The sequence below is a fragment of the Bradyrhizobium sp. MV1.5 genome, assembly GCF_055807615.1.
The window spans coordinates 93,257-109,119 of sequence record NZ_JBVVPL010000018.1 but is presented as its reverse complement, the minus strand read 5'-3'; the positions used below and the strand labels follow the sequence as shown (position 1 = coordinate 109,119).

Sequence of the window (15,863 nt, the reverse complement as noted above, 5' to 3'; positions counted from 1 at the left end):
CGCGCCCTCCTCGCGCGAGCAGCCCATCGCTCGCGGCCCAAGGAGATTGTCCTGATTCTGATAATGAGGGCCAATTCCGGCGTAAAGCCGAATTCGCCCAGCCTGATTTGCGTCCGCGGACTTTTAGACGGTTGTCGGAGGCCACGCAATCAAGGATCGCATCAAAACTGCATAAGCGTTTGATTTTGAATGCGAATTATAAAATGATCGGAGTGCCGTCAGGGTTTGGCCAGCGGCACGGCGGAAATGATGACGAAGGCCTGTGCCAACGGCCAGTCATCGGTGATGGACAGGTCGATCTGCGCCGCGAACCCTTCCGGCGTCAGGGCCTGGAGCCGGGCCAGCGCCCCGCCCGTCAATTGCATGGTTGGCCGCCCTCCCGGCAGGTTGACCACCCCCATGTCGCGCCACCACACGCCGCGCCTGATGCCGGTGCCGAGCGCCTTGGAACAGGCCTCCTTGGCGGCGAAGCGTTTGGCGTAGGTTGCCACCACCATCTTCTCGTTCTTGGCGCGCCGCTCCGCCTTGGCCCGCTCCGCCGCGGTGAAGATGCGGTCGAGGAAGCGCTCGCCATGGCGATCGATCACCTTGCCGACACGGGTGATGTCGATCAGATCGGAGCCGATGCCGATGATCATGCCCGGCTCCGGCCGCGGTCCATCGCCGCGCGCATGCTGCGCACCGTCTCGGCGAGACCAACGAACAGGGCTTCGCCGATCATGTAGTAGCCGATGTTGAGCTCCATGATGTCCGGCAAGCCGGCGATCGTCTCCGCCGTCGCGTAGTCCAGCCCGTGTCCGGCGTGAACCTCCAGCCCCGCTTCCCTCGCCAGCTTCGCCCCTGCCACGATCCGCCGCCATTCGGCCTCGGCCTTGTCGGCGTGACCGTCGACGACGGCGTCGCACCAGGCGCCGGTGTGGATCTCGATCACGGGCGCGCGCAGCCGCGCTGCCATCTCGACCTGGGCGGGATCGGCCGCGATGAACAGCGACACCCGGATGCCAGCATCGTTCAGCCGCGCGATATAAGGCGCCAGCGCATTGTGCTGGCCGACGACGTCGAGCCCGCCTTCGGTCGTCACCTCCTGGCGCCGCTCCGGCACGAGGCACACCGCGTGCGGCCTGGTGGCGAGCGAAATGCGCATCATGTCCTCGGTCGCCGCCATCTCGAAATTGAGCGGCTTGGAGATCTCGGCTTTCAGCCGCGCCATGTCCTCGTCGCGGATGTGCCGGCGATCCTCGCGCAAATGAGCGGTGATGCCGTCGGCGCCGGCCTCGATCGCCAGCAGCGCCGCGCGCACCGGATCGGGATTGCGGCCGCCGCGCGCGTTACGCAGGGTCGCGACATGGTCGACATTGACGCCGAGGCGGAGCGGAGGTGCAGGCATTTCAGGACTCACGGAATCATAGGAATAGACAAGACGGAAGGCGTCTATCCATTAACACGTTCGGCGCGGGCGACGACCGCCTTCGCGCGCAGCTGGGCCAGGATCGCGCTCAAATGCTTGAGATCGTAGACTTCGAGATCGATCGTCGTCTCCGTGAAATCCGGTGAGCGGCGCTGCATGCTGATGTTGTCGATGTTGCCGTCGTGCTCGGCGATCACGGTCGCGATCTGCGCCAACGCACCGGGCTCGTTGACGTTCTCGACCTTGATACGGGCCGGGAAGCGCTGCGGCGCGGAGTCCTCGATGTCCCAGCGCACGTCGAGCCAGCGCTCCGGCTCTTCCTCGAAATCCTTCAGGGCCGGCGCCTGGATCGGGTAGATGGTGATGCCCTCGCCCGGCGTGACGATGCCGACGATGCGGTCACCGGGCACAGCGCCGCCGTTCGGCGCGAACTTCACCGGCAGGTCGGAATTGATGCCGCGGATCGGGATCGCGACCGGGCTGCGCGGTGGTTCGGACGACTTCTCCTTGAGCTTGGCGGCAAGCCCCTTCTTGACGCCGTAGCGCGCGATGCGCTCCTCCTTGTAGTCGGGATACATCGCACGCGCGACGTGGGAGGCCTTGATCTCGCCGCGTCCCACAGCCGCCATGACGTCCTCGATCGAGGTTCGTGCCAGTCGCGGCAGCGCGCCCTTGAGCTTGTCGTCGGCGTATTCGATCTTGGCGCGCTCGAACAGGCGCTCGACGATGCGCCGGCCGAGGCCGACATATTGATCGCGCACCGCAGTCCTGGTGGCGCGGCGGATCGCGGCGCGCGCCTTGCCGGTGACCGCGAGCGTTTCCCAGGCCGACGGCGGCGCCGCTTGCGCTTCGGAGGTCAGCACCTCGACCTCGTCGCCGTTCTGGAGCTCCGAGGATAGCGGCGCAAACTGGCCGTTGATCTTGCAGCCCACCGCGCTGTTGCCGACGTCGGTATGCACGGCATAGGCGAAGTCGATCACGTTGGCGTGGCGCGGTAGCGCGATCAGCTTGCCCTTCGGGGTGAAGCAGAACACCTGGTCGTGGAACAGCTCGAGCTTGGTGTGCTCGAGGAATTCCTCGGGGTTGGCGCTCTCCGAGAGGATGCCGATGGTGTGGCGCAACCAGGCGAACGCATTGGACTCCCGCTTGAGGAATTCGGTCGGCGAGCCCACGCCTTCCTTGTAGAACACGTGCGCGGCGATGCCGCGCTCGGCGATCTGGTCCATCGCCTCGGTGCGGATTTGCAACTCGACCCGCTGGTTGCCGGGGCCGATCACGGTGGTGTGGATCGAGCGGTAGTCGTTCTGCTTCGGCGTCGAGATGTAGTCCTTGAATCGCCCGGGCACGACCGGCCAATTTGTGTGGACGATGCCAAGCGCGCGATAGCAGGCCTCGATGTCGTTGACGACGACGCGGAAGCCGAAGATGTCGGACAATTGCTCGAAGCCGACCGACTTGCGCTCCATCTTGGTCCAGATCGAGAATGGCTTCTTGCGCCGGCCATAGACCCGCGCCCCAAGACCCCGGTGGCGCAGATTGTTGGAGAGCTGGTCCTCGATTTCGCCGATCAGATTGCGGTTGCGCTCGGCCAGCGCATCGAGCCGCTGCATCACCACCGAATAGGCTTCCGGGTCGAGCGTCCGGAACGACAGGTCCTCCAGCTCCTCGCGCATTTCCTGCATGCCCATGCGCCCGGCCAGCGGCGCATAGATATCGAGCGTCTCCTCGGCAATGCGCCGTCGCGATTCCGTCGGCACGAAGTCCAGCGTGCGCATGTTGTGCAGGCGGTCGGCGAGCTTCACCAGGAGCACGCGGACGTCGTCGGCAATCGCCAGCAACAATTTGCGCAGATTCTCGGCCTGCTTGGCCTCCCGCGACACCAGCTCCAGCCGCTTCAGCTTGGTCAGGCCCTCGACGAGCGCGCCGATCTCGGGCCCGAAGATCTGGTCGATCTCGGCCCGCGTCGCTTCCGTGTCCTCGATCGTGTCGTGCAGCAGCGCAGCCACGATGGTGGCGTCGTCGAGCTTCAGGTCGGTGAGAATCGCCGCCACTTCGAGCGGATGGGAGAAGTACGGGTCGCCCGAGGCGCGGGTCTGCGAGCCGTGCGCCTTCATGGCGTAGACATAGGCGCGGTTCAGCAGATCTTCGTCGGTGTTGGGATTGTAGGACCTGACGCGCTCGACGAGGTCATATTGACGCATCATGCGGGCGCGAGGCTTCGCCGGGCGCGCCACCGGCGCAGTCGGGGCCACGGCAACCGATTCGGTTGCGGCCTGCATCTGCGTTGGTGTGCGGCGTCGATATACCATGCCGTCCTGCCTTCAAACGGACCACGACACGGCCCGTTGTATACATCTTAGCTCCGATCGCGCGCGTGTCCGATCAATTCAGTGACAGGGACAGGCGCGAACCGACGACGCTATGGTAACCACGAAAACGCCAACAAAAGCAAAGGCCCGAACGACGGTTCGGGCCTTTGATCAGATCACAAAGAAGTCGATGAGAGCGACGGGACGATTTACTCGTCTTCCTCGGGCTGCTCCTCGGGCGGCGCGAGGCCTTCGAGACCCTTCAGGAGCTCTTCTTCCGTCATGCGCTCAACCGCGACTTCGGTATCGTCTGCATCCACGCTTGCACCGGCGGAACCGATCAGCGGCACAGTGTCCGGCTCGGGCTCGTCGACCTCGACGAACTTCTGCAGCGAGTGCACCAGCTCCTCGCGGAGGTCTTCCGGCGAAATGGTGGTCTCTGCAATTTCGCGCAAAGACACAACAGGGTTCTTGTCGTTATCGCGGTCAACCGTTAGTTGTGAACCAGACGAAATCATGCGGGCGCGGTGGGCGGCCAGCAGGACCAGGTCAAACCGGTTGTCGACCTTGTCGATACAATCTTCTACGGTGACGCGAGCCATCGACTGTCGCTCCGTTGTGGGTGGGACGAAATATGTGGATGAATGCCGCTAGTTATAGGGGCCGGGAGGGTTTCGCAAGGCCAATTTGTGATTTGGCCTCGCCAAACGGCTCTGCTACCCCCACATTGGGGCTGGGATGGGTGGTTTCGCGGTCTGCCGGCGACGGCAGCGCCGGGTCTATGCAAGTTGGCCATAACTATACCTTGATTGCCCCGACTTCTCCGGATTTGCGGTTTCGACGGGTTTCGGCGGGACTTTAGAAGTGCGCGGCTTGCTGTCGCCGCGCCAACAATAAACGATCAATCACGAACTCTACGCGAGCAAACTGAATGTCACCTTCCTCTACCGACAAGATCGCGCTCTTCATCGATGGAGCCAATCTCTACGCGACGGCGAAAACTCTGGGCTTCGACATCGATTACAAGCGCCTGCTGAAGGAGTTTCAGAGCCGCGGGACGCTGCTTAGGGCGTTCTACTACACCGCGATCATCGAGGATCAGGAGTACTCCTCGATCCGGCCGCTGATCGACTGGCTCGACTACAACGGCTACACCGTCGTCACCAAGGCGACCAAGGAGTTCATCGACGCCTCCGGCCGCCGCAAGGTCAAGGGCAACATGGACATCGAGCTCGCCGTGAACGCCATGGAGCTCGCCGAGCACATCGACCAGATGGTGCTGTTCTCGGGCGACGGCGACTTCCGCTCTCTGGTCGAGGCCGTTCAGCGCCGCGGCGTGCGGGTCACCGTGATTTCCACGATCGCCAGCCAGCCGCCGATGATCGCGGACGAGCTGCGCCGCCAGGCCGACGTCTTCACCGACCTCGTCGAGCTGCAGTCAAAGCTCGGCCGCGACCCGTCCGAACGCCCCGCCCCGCGTGACCGCGGCGACCGCGAGGCGCGCCACCACGCCCCGCAGTTCCTCCAGCGCGCGACCACGATGGCGCCGGCGAGGGGCGATGACGACTTCGAGGAGTGAGGCGGCCCGGTCAAGCCGCCAGCCTCTCAGCCTCGTCCCCGACCGTGACTGTCCGCTCTGTCCGCGCCTGGTCGCCTTTCGCGAGGCGAACCGCGCGCGCGAGCCATTGTGGCACAATGCACCGGTTGCGCCTTTCGGCGACATCAAGGCGCGCCTGCTGATCGTCGGCCTTGCGCCGGGGATGCAGGGCGCCAACCGCACCGGCCGTCCCTTCACCGGCGATTATGCCGGCGACCTGCTCTACGCCACGCTGCTCGAATACGGCTTCGCCAAGGGCCAATATCAGGCGCGTCCCGACGACGGCCTGAAGCTGGTCGACTGCCGGATCGCCAATGCGGTGCATTGCGTGCCGCCGCAGAACAAGCCGTTGCCGGTCGAGATCAACACCTGCCGGCAGTTCCTCGCGGCGAATCTCGCAACGATGCCGAACCTGCGCGCGATCGTCGCCCTCGGGCGCATTGCGCACGACACCGTGCTCAAGCCGCTGAACCTGAAGGGATCGCAAGCCCCCTTCGGCCACGGCGCCGTGCATCAGGCCGGCGCATTCAGCCTGTACGACAGCTATCACTGCTCCCGCTACAACACGAACACCCGCGTGCTGACGCCGGACATGTTCCGCTCCGTGTTCGCGAAGGTGAAGGCCGACCTCGACTAATCCTTAGACAAGCCCCTGGCCGGATTGGCCTTCAGCCAGTCCAGGACATCGCCGGCGTTCCGGTCGGGCGGAAACACCGGATAGAACACATGCGTGATCCTGGCGTCGTCGACGATCAGCGCCAGGCGCTTGATCAACGTCAGGTCCGCGACCTCCATGGTCGGCAAATTCAGGGCGCGCGTCAGCGCCAGCTTCTCGTCCGAGAGCACCGGGAACGGCAGATGCAGCCGCGAGGCCATCTCGGTCTGGTATGCGTTGCTTTGGGTCGAGAGGCCGTACACCTGCGCGGCGCCGGCGGCCTTCAGCTCGGCGAACAGATCGCGAAACGCGCAAGTCTGCGGCGTGCAGCCGCGCGCGCCCGGGATCATGTCCCAATCGTCGACCAGCGCGATCTTGCCGGGCTCGCCGGTGCGCGGATAGGCGAACACCACGGTCCGGCCACGCAGTGCCGACAGCGCGACTGAGGTGTCGTCAGTGGCAAGCAGGCTGACCGGCGGCAGCGGCAGGCCTTTCAGGTGCGCGGCGCCGCCATCATCCGCGGGGGCGGGAATCCGGGTCCAATCGACCTCGAGCAGGTTTCTCTGAGTCATCCCGCTATCCCCTCGCCCGCATCAGGCGGCCCTTCTCCCGGCTCCAGTCGCGCTTCTTCTCGGACTCGCGCTTGTCGTGCAGCTTCTTGCCCTTTGCAACCGCGAGCTGCAATTTGGCGCGACCACGCTCGTTGAAGTAAAGCTTGAGCGGGATCAGCGTCATGCCTTCGCGGTCGACCGCGCCCATCAGCTTGTTGATCTGCTTGCGATGCAGCAGCAGTTTTCGCGGCCGCTTGGGCTCGTGGTTGAAGCGGTTGCCCTGGAGATATTCCGGAATGGTGGCGTTGATCAGCCATATCTCGCCGTCCTTGGAATCGGCGTAGGATTCCGCGATCGTGCTCTTGCCGTTGCGGATCGACTTGACCTCAGTGCCGGTCAGCGCAATGCCGACCTCGATCGTATCCTCGATGGCATAGTTGAAGCGGGCCTTGCGATTTTCCGCCATGACCTTGATCGGACGTTCGTTCTTGTCGGCCATGGGAGACAAACCTGATCGAGATGCGCGAGGACGCTAACAGTTTGGATGAAGCCCGCGCGTCAAGACTTCTTGAGGAGATCGCGGATCTCGGTCAGCAGCTCGACCTCGGCCGACGGCTTCGGCGGAGCGGCAGGCTCCGCCTCGTCCTTGCGCTTCAACTTGTTCATGGCACGGATCACCAGGAACAGCACGAAGGCAATGATGATGAAGTTGATCGTCAGCGTGAGGAAGTTGCCCCAAGCCAAGACGGCGCCCTGCTTTTTCGCGTCCGCGAGATTTGCGGCGGTGACCTTGCTCGAAAGCGGCGTGAAGTAGTTCGAGAAGTCGAGACCGCCGGTGGCCGCACCGATGATCGGCATGATCACGTCGCCGACCAGCGACGTCACGATGGCGCCGAAGGCCGCGCCGATGATGACGCCGACCGCGAGGTCGACGACGTTGCCCTTCATGGCGAACTCGCGGAACTCCGTGAGCATCCGCGTGCCTCTTTCTTCGATCGCCATAAAAGCTCCCCGATCCGCTAGCGCGTCAGTTGATGAGGCCGGCATGAACCATCGCGCTGCGCACGGCAACGCGGGTCGGCTCGGTGACCGGCACCATCGGCAGCCGCAACGTCTCGTCCAGCTTGCCGAGCAGCGACAGCGCGTACTTGATCGGCGCCGGATTGCTCTCGATGAAGAGGTTGTTGTGCAGCGGCATCAGCTTGTCGTGCAGCTTCAGCGCGGTGGCATGATCGCCCTTCGCCCAGGCGGCCTGGAACTCCGAGCACAGCCGCGGCGCGACGTTCGAGGTCACCGAGATGCAGCCATGGCCGCCATGGGCCATATAACCGAGGATGGTCGCATCCTCGCCCGAGAGCTGGTTGAAGTCCTCGCCCATTGCCGCGCGCTGCTGCGAGACGCGGACCATGCTGGCGGTGGCGTCCTTGACGCCGGCGATGTTCTTCAGCTCCCACAGCCGCGCCATGGTGTCGACCGACATGTCGATCACCGAGCGCGGCGGGATGTTGTAGATGATGATCGGAATCCCGATCGCGTCGTTAATCGCCTTGAAGTGCTGGTACATGCCTTCCTGGGTCGGCTTGTTGTAGTAGGGCGTCACGACCAGAACCGCGTTCGCGCCCGCCTTCTCGGCGTGCTGGGCGAGCTCGATCGCCTCCTTGGTCGAGTTGGAGCCGGCGCCGGCAACGACAGGCACGCGGCCTTTCGCCTCCTCGATGCACCATTCGACGACCTTCTTGTGCTCGTCATGGCTCAGCGTCGGGCTCTCCCCGGTGGTGCCGACCGGGACCAGGCCGTTGGTGCCCTCTGAAATCTGCCAGTTGACCAGGGAGCGAAACGCCGCCTCGTCCAGCGAGCCGTTCTTGAACGGCGTGACCAAGGCGGTGAACGATCCCCGGAATTTTGTCTTGGCTGCCATGGACTTCCTCCGTACGCGGCGATCTCGAGCAAGCCGCATTCATATCGGGTCTATCCCGTCGGTAAAAGACCCGCTTCGGTGTGACGCACGGCTTTAGGCCGCGATTTTGCCGCGGTGGTGGTGCAAACCGGGCAAAGGTAAGCGGCTGTTGGTATTTTGTCCGCATATTCAATCAAATAGAGCCAGATCTTGTACAGCTGGGTCTTGAGCCAATTGACTGATTCGGGGCGACGAAACGCCGTGATCTCCTTTCCGCGCGCCGCATGGCGATCCACCGGTCTGATCGTGTGCCTGATGGCAGGGCTGTCGGCCGGCTGCGCCGCCTGGGCCAAATCGAATGAGACAACCGCGGAGACCGCGAAGGAAACCGCGAAGCCAGCCGCCAAACCCGCCGCCAAGCCAGCCGCCAAGGATGCTGCGAAGGGCGCGCCCAAGGGAACCGGCAAGGAAACTTCGAAAGACGCCGCCAAGGGGGCAAGTAAGGGCGCAAGCAAGGGCGCGACCAGTGCCCCCGCCAAGGATGCCGCGAAGAAGTCTGCCAAGGACGCCGGCAAGGATGCTGGCAAGAACGCAGGCAAGGAACCTGCGAAGGACAAGCTGAAGCCTACGGCTGCCGCGCCGAAATCTCAGCCGACTTCTGGTGGCTCGGCCCCGAAGACGGCACCCGCGCCGGCGGCGACGGCCACCGTCAGACCGACCGCCCCGGCCGCTGCCAAGCCCGTCGCTGCTCCGGTCCTGGCTCCGGCGACCCGCCAGCATGCCGCCCCGCGCAAGCCGGTCACACCGGCTGCGGTCGCTGCGACCTCCTCGACGTCGCAAGCCGACAAGGACACGCTGGAGACCGTGATCGAGCTCGTGCGCAAGCGCAAGGCGGGCGAGGCCACCAATGCCGCGGCCACGATCTCGGATCCCGTCGCGCGAAAACTCGCGGAATGGATCATCCTGCGCAGCGAGGACAATGGCGCGACTGTGGAGCGCTACCGCGCCTTCCTGTCGGCCAATCCGAGCTGGCCCTCGCAGACCTTCCTGCGCCGGCGCCTGGAGGCCGCGATGTGGGACGACAGGCGCGACGATTCCGTCGCGTGGTCGTGGTTCGAGAACGAATCCCCCGTGTCCGCCAAGGGCCGCTTCACGCTCGCCAAGGCGATGCTGGCGCGCGGCGACCGCGCCAACGCCGAACGTCTGGTACGCGATGCCTGGCGCAGCGACCCGATGTCGGAAGAGACCGAGAACAACGCACTCGACCAGTTCGGCGCGCTGCTGACGCCCGGCGATCAGAAAGCGCGGATGGACACGCTGCTCTACGGCAGCGAGAACGAAGCCGCACTACGTGCTGCGAAGCGCCTAGGCGCCGGCTATGTCGCACTCGCCAAGGCTCGCATCGCCTCCCTCAAGAAAGCTCCGAACGCTCGTGCGCTGCTCGAAGCCGTGCCGCGCGAGCTGCACGGAGATCCCGGCTTCATCTTCAGCAAGATCCAGCTGCTGCGCCGCGAGGAGAAATTTGCGGAGGCCGCCCAGCTCATGCTGTCGGCACCGAAGGATCCGGGCCGGCTCTACAATCTCGACGAATGGTGGATCGAGCGGCGTCTCCTGGCGCGCAAGATGATCGACACCGAGGAATTCCGCAGCGCCTATCTGATCGCGCGCGATGCCGCCCTGCCCTCGCGCGACATCTACAAGACCGAGCAGGAGTTCACTGCCGGCTGGATCGCGCTGCGCTTCCTCAACGATCCCGCGGCCGCCACCCAGCATTTTGCCCGCATCGGGATCGGCAGCGTCAATCCGACCACGCTGGCGCGCGCCGGCTATTGGCAGGGCCGCGCCGCCGAAGCTGCAGGCCGTCAGCAGGAGGCGCGCAACGCCTACGCGCGGGCCGCCGAGCAATCCACCAGCTATTACGGCCAGCTCGCACGCGCCAAGCTCGGCCTGCCGCAGATCGAGCTCAACGCTCCGCCGCGCAGCCGCGGTGCCGAACGGCTGGAGATCGTGCGCGCCGCGCAGCTGCTCTACGAACTCGACGAGCGCGAGATGGCGATACCGTTGCTCGCCGACATGGGCGAGAACGGCGATCCCGAAGCGCTTGCTGGCCTTGGCGAGCTCGCCCAGCGCCACAACGACGCGCGCGGCATGCTGCTGCTCGGCAAGGCCGCGCTCAATCGCGGCCTGCCGTTCGATTTCTATGCCTATCCCGTCAACGGCATTCCGCAGTTCACGCCGGTCGGCCCCGAGGTCGAGCGCAGCATCATCTACGCCATCGCCCGGCAGGAGAGCGCCTTCAATCCCCGTGTGGTCTCGCCGGCACAGGCCTATGGCCTGATGCAGGTGACGCCGGACGCCGCGCGCTACGTCTGCAAGCGGCACGGCGGGACCTACGATCTGGGACGTCTGAAGAACGATTCGGCCTACAACGCCACGCTCGGCTCGGCCGAGCTCGGTGGGCTGCTCGAGGATTACCGCGGCTCCTACATCATGACCTTCGCCGCCTATAATGCCGGCCGAGGCAGTGTGAAGAAGTGGATCGATCGCTACGGCGATCCGCGCGACCCCAAAGTCGATGCGGTCGACTGGGTCGAGCTGATCCCGTTCTCCGAGACGCGCAACTATGTGCAGCGGATCATGGAGAACCTTCAGGTCTACCGCGCTCGCTTCGGCGGCGGCACGCGGTTGCAGATCGAGGCCGATTTGCGCCGCGGCGCCGGCAGCGTGGAATAGCCTCCGTCGATGAAGCCGATCCCGGGGCCGTGATGCGGCAGGCTTGGCAAAATTCCGTTACTGTGCAGACCACATGGCGATGGGAACAAGCGCTATCCGCTCGTCGAGAGGGCGCAGCTCGCAGGCAAGCCGACGCCCCGCTTCCTTGAGCGCAGGTCGTTTCTCACCACATCCTGTCGGGGACGTACCGGCGGTGAGGTGGGCGAACTGAAGTTGGCTGTGACCAATATGGGTTCGTGAGGCACATCGCCGGCAATCCCCGTGCAGAAGCCTGGCAATCCTCCCATGACCGGTAACCGCAGTACGTCTTGCTGCTGCCGCCCCACTCCCATTGCTGGAGGCACACTGGATAGCTGGAGTCCAAGGGCGCGGCAGCTGCCGGCGCGATCACGGCAAGCATTGATGTCCCGGCGAGCACGCTCAGCATCCGTCCCCATGTCGACGAAATGGTCATGACCAGAAGCTCCCTTACCGTGCTCTCGACGATTTACCATTTAGGTACTCGGTGCACGGCCCGCAAATAAAAACCCCGGCAGTTTCCTGCCGGGGTCTCTAACCAATCCGAAGATTGATCTTAGAAGGTGCGGTTAGCGCGAAGGAGCAGAGTGAGAGAGTTCTGATCCTTCAGCTCGTACACCGCCACGGGCTTCGCAGCAGTAGCAACCGCCGTGTTCGCACCACTGACCGTACCGGAGTACTTCTGATCAAGACGCGAGTAGCTCAGGTCGGCCGTGAACGCCAGGTTTCTGACCGGGGTCCAGACGGTGTTGACACCAACAACACCGAAGCTGAAGTCCGGGTTACAAGTCGCACCAGCGGAGGGGCCGAGGGCAGCAAAGTTCGCGCAGATAATGCCCTTGGCAGTGGTGCTGTAGCTCAAAGCAGCATAACCGCCGTAGATGCCGCTCGCCCAGAAGGGGCTCCAGTTGTGGGTGAAGCCACCGCGAACGCCCCAGCTCTTGGTCGTCTCGATGCCACCGCCGGCAGTGCTGAACACGCCGTCAGAGATACCAGCGAAACCGACGCTCTGGTACGCGATGCCCGAACCGCTGTACATGAAGAAGGCCTGCGGGAACAGGATCTGGAAGTTCTCTCTGGACATGCCATCGGTGTAGACGGCCTGCAAGTTGAGCGAGTCGCCAGCGCCGGTCGGGATGTTCTTGATCGACAAGGCGCCCTGCACAGCCCAGCCCCACTTGTCCGACGGGTGACCGGTGGGTTCCGTCGTGCCGTAGTAGCCAGGATGCAGGTCATGCGCGGCGGCCGACAGCTGGAACAGACCCCAGGCTTGGTCGACACGGACCGCACCGACGATGTCCGGGGAACGCGTTCCACCCCAGCCGTTGTTGCCGTAGATGCCCTGAACAAACGTCGCCGCGTTGGCAGCGTTGACGTTCCACAGGTTGCCCTGGCCGTTGGACTGGGTGGTCGGGTCTTCCAGGGCGATCGAAGCGGTGATGCCCTGTCCGAAGTCAGCCGTATAAGCGACCTGGTTGATACCGGTCACGTGGTTGGAGCCGCCCGGAATGGAATCGGGACCGCCAGCCGGATAGCTCTGCCACGGGGCATCGAAGATCGAGACCGTGCGGCCGAAGGTGAAGCCAGCGAACTGGATGAACGCATGGTAGAGGCCGAGCGACGGAGCGGCACCAGCGAACGCTGCCGGGTTGCTGCCGTTGACCGTGCCGGTATCATAGGTGAAGATCGTGTCGGCGTAGGTACGAACAACGCCGTATTCGGTCGCCGTGCGGGTATCGATATTGAAGTCCAGACGCGCGCGGCTGTAGAAGTAGTTCGTCAGACGGTTGTTCGAACCGCCGTTGCCAGCCGACGCAGGCGCCGCGGCGCCCTGGCTCTGATTGAAGCCATAGTCACCGGCGCCGCCCAAAACCATGTCAGCGCGCAAGTAACCACCCAGCTTGATGCAGGTGTCGGTGCCGGGGATGTAGTAGAAACCCGCACCGTACAGGGAGCAGATCTTCACGTATTCGACCGCTTTGGCCTTTACGGGGAGATCGGCTGCCTGCGCTCCGCCAACGGCGATGAGACCCGCCGCGGAACCGAGCAAAAGGCTCTTAACCAACTTCATGTTAAACCTCCAAGTTTGCCATAGGGAAGGTTCCGGATCCGCTGGGTGAAGACACCCTAAGGTTGGTTCCCTTGTCCCTTAAATTCACCGCTTAGTCGCTTCGCGCCTTCGGACACACCCGCTGAACGCGAGGGACTTAAGCGAACCACCTAAGACGGGACGACCTCGGGATGCCCCCCTCCGTCGCTCAGTCACAATTACCGAACGCCCTTGCACACACAACAACAGAACGCTTCAGAACGAGCCAATGGAGCGTGTTTTCCGACGGGTGTTGCACAAATAACACGCAGATGTGATCCGGACGGCTTTGTAACACCTTGAATCCATTATCTTTTTTAGACAGGTTTCATTTGCGTCAAAAGTTCCGACACCGGCCCCGCACATCCGTGGAGACGCTCTGCTGTGGGTCTGAGGCGTCCGAATCGTGGATTCAACTTGGGACTCGGCGCGCTCCCCCCTTCGGGAACTGGCCGGCCTGACTAATCAGCGGCCGCGACGGTCGTCTTCATCCGCGCGCTTGAACATCGATATGTTCCGGCGGCAAGCCGGCCTGATATCGTTGATACATAGCCTCGTGAAGACGCAACGCGCCTTGCAAACACCAGGCGATCTCGATCGACGCCCCGGCCCTCGGCTTTCTTCCGCAGATTCGATTTTGCGATCTCGCCCACGTCGGAACAGCCACCAGACCAACTGGCCCACGCTCTTCAAGATATTCATCCAGGAGCCAAAGACAGCCGGATTGGATTTTGCAGGCATTGTTGAAGCAACAAAACACTGTCCATTCCTGCCGCAAATCGTGATGGACCCGATTGGGCGCAGCACGGTCGATTGTCCCGACGTGATTATCCCGCGGCATAAAGCTGCCGGGCAAACCAACGACCTACTCGTCGAAGAATTGGCTGTTTTGATCTGGCAGCACGATTGGATCGGCAATGATGTAGTCGAAGAGCTCCCTGCTCCCCCACGTTCCCGCGAACCCAAGATAGTTGACGGCGATCGGAGCCGGACTGGACGCAAACAAGGAGAGCCCGGCATTGTGCGTATGGCCGGCAAAATCGACAAGAATATCGACCCGCACATCGTCGATCGCTTACAGGACTTCACCGTCGTCGAGCTCGTGCTCGCAATCGACACAGCGATGAAATGAGTTTTCAAGGCGCTCGCGCAGATCGCTGTTGTCGTCGGGAGCCGATTGAAAACGTGGACGTCTCGAAACGGTCGGGATCGTGACTCTCGAAGGTCTCGGCAGTGAGGTACCCGACCGGATGCTTGCGAAAATCAAATGGCCGATCTCTTCGTCCAGGTTGTCTCAATTGCACAGGTTCATCTTCGCAAGAAGACGCAACCCTCGATGCCCTCGAGGTCAGGCCTGATCGACACCGCCTTGTCGAAGCCGATGAAAGCTTCGTCATAGCGCCCGAGCTCGGTAAAGACATTGCCCCGGCCACTCCAGGCCCCCTCGATGTCGTGCTTGATCGAGAGCGCCTTGTCGAAGGCGGCAAGCGCCTCGTCCTAGCGATTGAGATCGGTGAAAACTTCACCTTGGCCAACCCATTGCAAGATGAGACCGTTGCAGGTAGCCGGGCGGTCGAGGGACGAGCGAAGCGTGCCAGCCCGGCAGCCTTCCCCGCTTGATCTCCCGGGCGCCGTTCCGACCGAAAGCGCGCCAGGACAGACTCTTCCTGATTGCGGCGACGCCTGGCGCGACAGGGCGGCTCCTCGGTCGGCGAGCGAGTTATCCCGATGAAGGCAGTCGTCCCCCGCGCGAGCCATCCGATCCAATCTGAGAGCAAAATCAATCGTTTATGTGGATGACGGGAGCCTTTGTCCACGCCAGAACCACGCTTAATACAAGCGCCAGAACCTCCGGCTTTGTGTCCGTTATCGCGGCGTTACGTTCTCGCCCCGGGAGCAAACCGCTTGGTTTCGGAATTCGCTGGGAATATTCGAGCAAAAACACACGCTTCCAAATTGACCAGGCCAAGTAATTAGATGCATAAGGCTCGCACCGGAGAGGTGGCCGAGTGGCTGAAGGCAACGCTTTGCTAAAGCGTCATACGGTCTCAAGCTGTATCGAGGGTTCGAATCCCTCCCTCTCCGCCACTCCGCGGCAGAATCCGAGATCTGTGCGTTCCTTCACCTGACACGCGACGGTGGCCTCATGCCGCTCCGAATCCGGTGGCTGACCACGAGGGAACCTGATTCAGCACAAATCAGCTTCACCTGCGAAACGACGGCCGGGAACGTGATTCGCCGCTCAGTGGGCGGAGACCCACGCCCTCGCCTCGCGCTGCGCCGCCGAGATATCGGCGTCCGACATCTGCCCAGCGACTTCCTGGCGCAGCGTCACGGCGTCCTTGCGGCCCTTGAGCGCGGCGAGGTTGAACCATTTGTGCGCGGCGACGAGATCGACGAGACCGGATCGTCCGCTCGCCCAGTAGAGGCCGCGCTCGAACAGCACGTCCGAAAGCGCGCCTGCGTCGATCGGCGTCGCGGTCTCCAGATCGAAAGTACCCTGAAACATAACGCATCCCCTTTTTTCTTTGTGCCGCCTCGTCCCCCGAGCGCGGCTCCCGTCCAATCAACTGTTCAACTCATCCCCGAGGCTTTTTGCCCGTGCC

At 63.4% G+C, this 15,863-nt stretch carries 16 protein-coding genes and 1 tRNA gene; 5 read left to right on the top strand and 12 right to left on the bottom strand.

Annotation, left to right across the window (positions count from 1 at the left end):
• Nucleotides 1-218: 218 nt before the first annotated feature.
• The 4 genes from acpS to rpoZ all read right to left on the bottom strand — a co-directional run bounded on the left by acpS (nt 219) and on the right by rpoZ (nt 4,319).
• Nucleotides 219-638, bottom strand: a complete 420-nt coding sequence (gene acpS, locus AC0L2J_RS18765; RefSeq protein WP_007611179.1) for a holo-ACP synthase — start codon at nt 636-638, stop codon at nt 219-221.
• Complete coding sequence (locus AC0L2J_RS18760; protein WP_473392948.1) at nt 635-1,387, bottom strand: pyridoxine 5'-phosphate synthase; 753 nt, start codon at nt 1,385-1,387, stop codon at nt 635-637. Before AC0L2J_RS18760 ends, acpS begins: the two co-directional genes overlap by 4 nt.
• A gap of 44 nt (nt 1,388-1,431) precedes the next feature.
• Nucleotides 1,432-3,717: a RelA/SpoT family protein gene (locus AC0L2J_RS18755; protein ID WP_007611189.1), complete on the bottom strand. Its 2,286-nt coding sequence runs from the start codon at nt 3,715-3,717 to the stop codon at nt 1,432-1,434.
• 209 nt (nt 3,718-3,926) lie between these two features.
• Complete coding sequence (rpoZ, locus tag AC0L2J_RS18750; protein WP_007603391.1) at nt 3,927-4,319, bottom strand: DNA-directed RNA polymerase subunit omega; 393 nt, start codon at nt 4,317-4,319, stop codon at nt 3,927-3,929.
• A gap of 329 nt (nt 4,320-4,648) precedes the next feature.
• Between rpoZ and AC0L2J_RS18745 the strand changes: the two genes are divergently transcribed.
• Entirely contained in the window at nt 4,649-5,296 is a 648-nt protein-coding gene (locus AC0L2J_RS18745; protein ID WP_007603390.1) for a LabA-like NYN domain-containing protein, read from the top strand.
• The gene (locus AC0L2J_RS18740) at nt 5,277-5,951 is read left to right on the top strand and encodes a uracil-DNA glycosylase (RefSeq protein ID WP_007611191.1); all 675 of its coding nucleotides are present in this window, start codon (nt 5,277-5,279) and stop codon (nt 5,949-5,951) included. Before AC0L2J_RS18745 ends, AC0L2J_RS18740 begins: the two co-directional genes overlap by 20 nt.
• On the opposite strand, the gene AC0L2J_RS18735 is transcribed toward AC0L2J_RS18740, so the two are convergent.
• The 4 genes from AC0L2J_RS18735 to dapA are packed head-to-tail and all read right to left on the bottom strand — an operon-like array spanning nt 5,948 to nt 8,438.
• On the bottom strand, nt 5,948-6,541 hold the full coding sequence (locus tag AC0L2J_RS18735; protein ID WP_473392942.1) for a peroxiredoxin: 594 nt from the start codon (nt 6,539-6,541) through the stop codon (nt 5,948-5,950). The genes AC0L2J_RS18740 and AC0L2J_RS18735 overlap by 4 nt on opposite strands.
• Before the next feature lie 4 nt (nt 6,542-6,545).
• A complete protein-coding gene (gene smpB, locus AC0L2J_RS18730; protein WP_007603387.1) occupies nt 6,546-7,019 on the bottom strand; it encodes an SsrA-binding protein SmpB in 474 nt (157 codons plus the stop codon).
• A 59-nt stretch (nt 7,020-7,078) separates the two neighbouring features.
• The gene (gene mscL, locus AC0L2J_RS18725; RefSeq protein ID WP_035975062.1) at nt 7,079-7,495 is read right to left on the bottom strand and encodes a large conductance mechanosensitive channel protein MscL; all 417 of its coding nucleotides are present in this window, start codon (nt 7,493-7,495) and stop codon (nt 7,079-7,081) included.
• A gap of 52 nt (nt 7,496-7,547) precedes the next feature.
• Nucleotides 7,548-8,438 carry a 4-hydroxy-tetrahydrodipicolinate synthase gene (dapA, locus tag AC0L2J_RS18720; RefSeq protein WP_007603384.1) on the bottom strand — a complete coding sequence of 297 codons (891 nt, stop codon included), beginning with the start codon at nt 8,436-8,438 and terminating at the stop codon, nt 7,548-7,550.
• A 294-nt stretch (nt 8,439-8,732) separates the two neighbouring features.
• On the opposite strand from dapA, the gene AC0L2J_RS18715 reads away from it, so the two are divergent.
• Nucleotides 8,733-11,150, top strand: a complete 2,418-nt coding sequence (locus tag AC0L2J_RS18715) for a lytic transglycosylase domain-containing protein (protein WP_473392994.1) — start codon at nt 8,733-8,735, stop codon at nt 11,148-11,150.
• Nucleotides 11,151-11,313: 163 nt separating this feature from the next.
• Here the strand turns inward: AC0L2J_RS18715 and AC0L2J_RS18710 are convergent, their stop codons facing one another.
• Nucleotides 11,314-11,577, bottom strand: coding sequence for a DUF3551 domain-containing protein (locus AC0L2J_RS18710; RefSeq protein ID WP_157234155.1), 264 nt, complete (start codon nt 11,575-11,577; stop codon nt 11,314-11,316).
• Between the two features lie 147 nt (nt 11,578-11,724).
• The gene (locus tag AC0L2J_RS18705) at nt 11,725-13,239 is read right to left on the bottom strand and encodes a porin (protein WP_473392938.1); all 1,515 of its coding nucleotides are present in this window, start codon (nt 13,237-13,239) and stop codon (nt 11,725-11,727) included.
• A 574-nt stretch (nt 13,240-13,813) separates the two neighbouring features.
• On the opposite strand from AC0L2J_RS18705, the gene AC0L2J_RS18700 reads away from it, so the two are divergent.
• Nucleotides 13,814-14,389, top strand: coding sequence for a hypothetical protein (locus AC0L2J_RS18700; protein ID WP_473392934.1), 576 nt, complete (start codon nt 13,814-13,816; stop codon nt 14,387-14,389).
• A gap of 176 nt (nt 14,390-14,565) precedes the next feature.
• Here AC0L2J_RS18700 and AC0L2J_RS18695 read toward each other — a convergent pair whose 3' ends face one another.
• The gene (locus tag AC0L2J_RS18695) at nt 14,566-14,706 is read right to left on the bottom strand and encodes a hypothetical protein (protein ID WP_371449428.1); all 141 of its coding nucleotides are present in this window, start codon (nt 14,704-14,706) and stop codon (nt 14,566-14,568) included.
• A gap of 546 nt (nt 14,707-15,252) precedes the next feature.
• Between AC0L2J_RS18695 and AC0L2J_RS18690 the strand changes: the two genes are divergently transcribed.
• Nucleotides 15,253-15,345: transfer RNA gene (locus AC0L2J_RS18690), tRNA-Ser, on the top strand.
• Nucleotides 15,346-15,499: 154 nt separating this feature from the next.
• Here the strand turns inward: AC0L2J_RS18690 and AC0L2J_RS18685 are convergent.
• Nucleotides 15,500-15,766 carry a hypothetical protein gene (locus AC0L2J_RS18685; RefSeq protein ID WP_007611206.1) on the bottom strand — a complete coding sequence of 89 codons (267 nt, stop codon included), beginning with the start codon at nt 15,764-15,766 and terminating at the stop codon, nt 15,500-15,502.
• Between the last annotated feature and the right edge of the window lie 97 nt (nt 15,767-15,863).

Excerpts from the sequence above, each read along its gene's own strand:
- AC0L2J_RS18755 (WP_007611189.1), bottom strand. The coding sequence starts at position 3,717 with ATGGTATATCGACGCCGCACACCAACGCAGATGCAGGCCGCAACCGAA.
- AC0L2J_RS18740 (WP_007611191.1), top strand. The coding sequence starts at position 5,277 with ATGACGACTTCGAGGAGTGAGGCGGCCCGGTCAAGCCGCCAGCCTCTC.
- AC0L2J_RS18735 (WP_473392942.1), bottom strand. The coding sequence starts at position 6,541 with ATGACTCAGAGAAACCTGCTCGAGGTCGATTGGACCCGGATTCCCGCC.
- AC0L2J_RS18705 (WP_473392938.1), bottom strand. The coding sequence starts at position 13,239 with ATGAAGTTGGTTAAGAGCCTTTTGCTCGGTTCCGCGGCGGGTCTCATC.
- AC0L2J_RS18715 (WP_473392994.1), top strand. The coding sequence starts at position 8,733 with ATGGCAGGGCTGTCGGCCGGCTGCGCCGCCTGGGCCAAATCGAATGAG.
- AC0L2J_RS18760 (WP_473392948.1), bottom strand. The coding sequence starts at position 1,387 with ATGCCTGCACCTCCGCTCCGCCTCGGCGTCAATGTCGACCATGTCGCG.
- rpoZ (WP_007603391.1), bottom strand. The coding sequence starts at position 4,319 with ATGGCTCGCGTCACCGTAGAAGATTGTATCGACAAGGTCGACAACCGG.
- AC0L2J_RS18710 (WP_157234155.1), bottom strand. The coding sequence starts at position 11,577 with ATGCTGAGCGTGCTCGCCGGGACATCAATGCTTGCCGTGATCGCGCCG.
- dapA (WP_007603384.1), bottom strand. The coding sequence starts at position 8,438 with ATGGCAGCCAAGACAAAATTCCGGGGATCGTTCACCGCCTTGGTCACG.
- AC0L2J_RS18745 (WP_007603390.1), top strand. The coding sequence starts at position 4,649 with ATGTCACCTTCCTCTACCGACAAGATCGCGCTCTTCATCGATGGAGCC.
- smpB (WP_007603387.1), bottom strand. The coding sequence starts at position 7,019 with ATGGCCGACAAGAACGAACGTCCGATCAAGGTCATGGCGGAAAATCGC.
- acpS (WP_007611179.1), bottom strand. The coding sequence starts at position 638 with ATGATCATCGGCATCGGCTCCGATCTGATCGACATCACCCGTGTCGGC.
- mscL (WP_035975062.1), bottom strand. The coding sequence starts at position 7,495 with ATGCTCACGGAGTTCCGCGAGTTCGCCATGAAGGGCAACGTCGTCGAC.
- AC0L2J_RS18685 (WP_007611206.1), bottom strand. The coding sequence starts at position 15,766 with ATGTTTCAGGGTACTTTCGATCTGGAGACCGCGACGCCGATCGACGCA.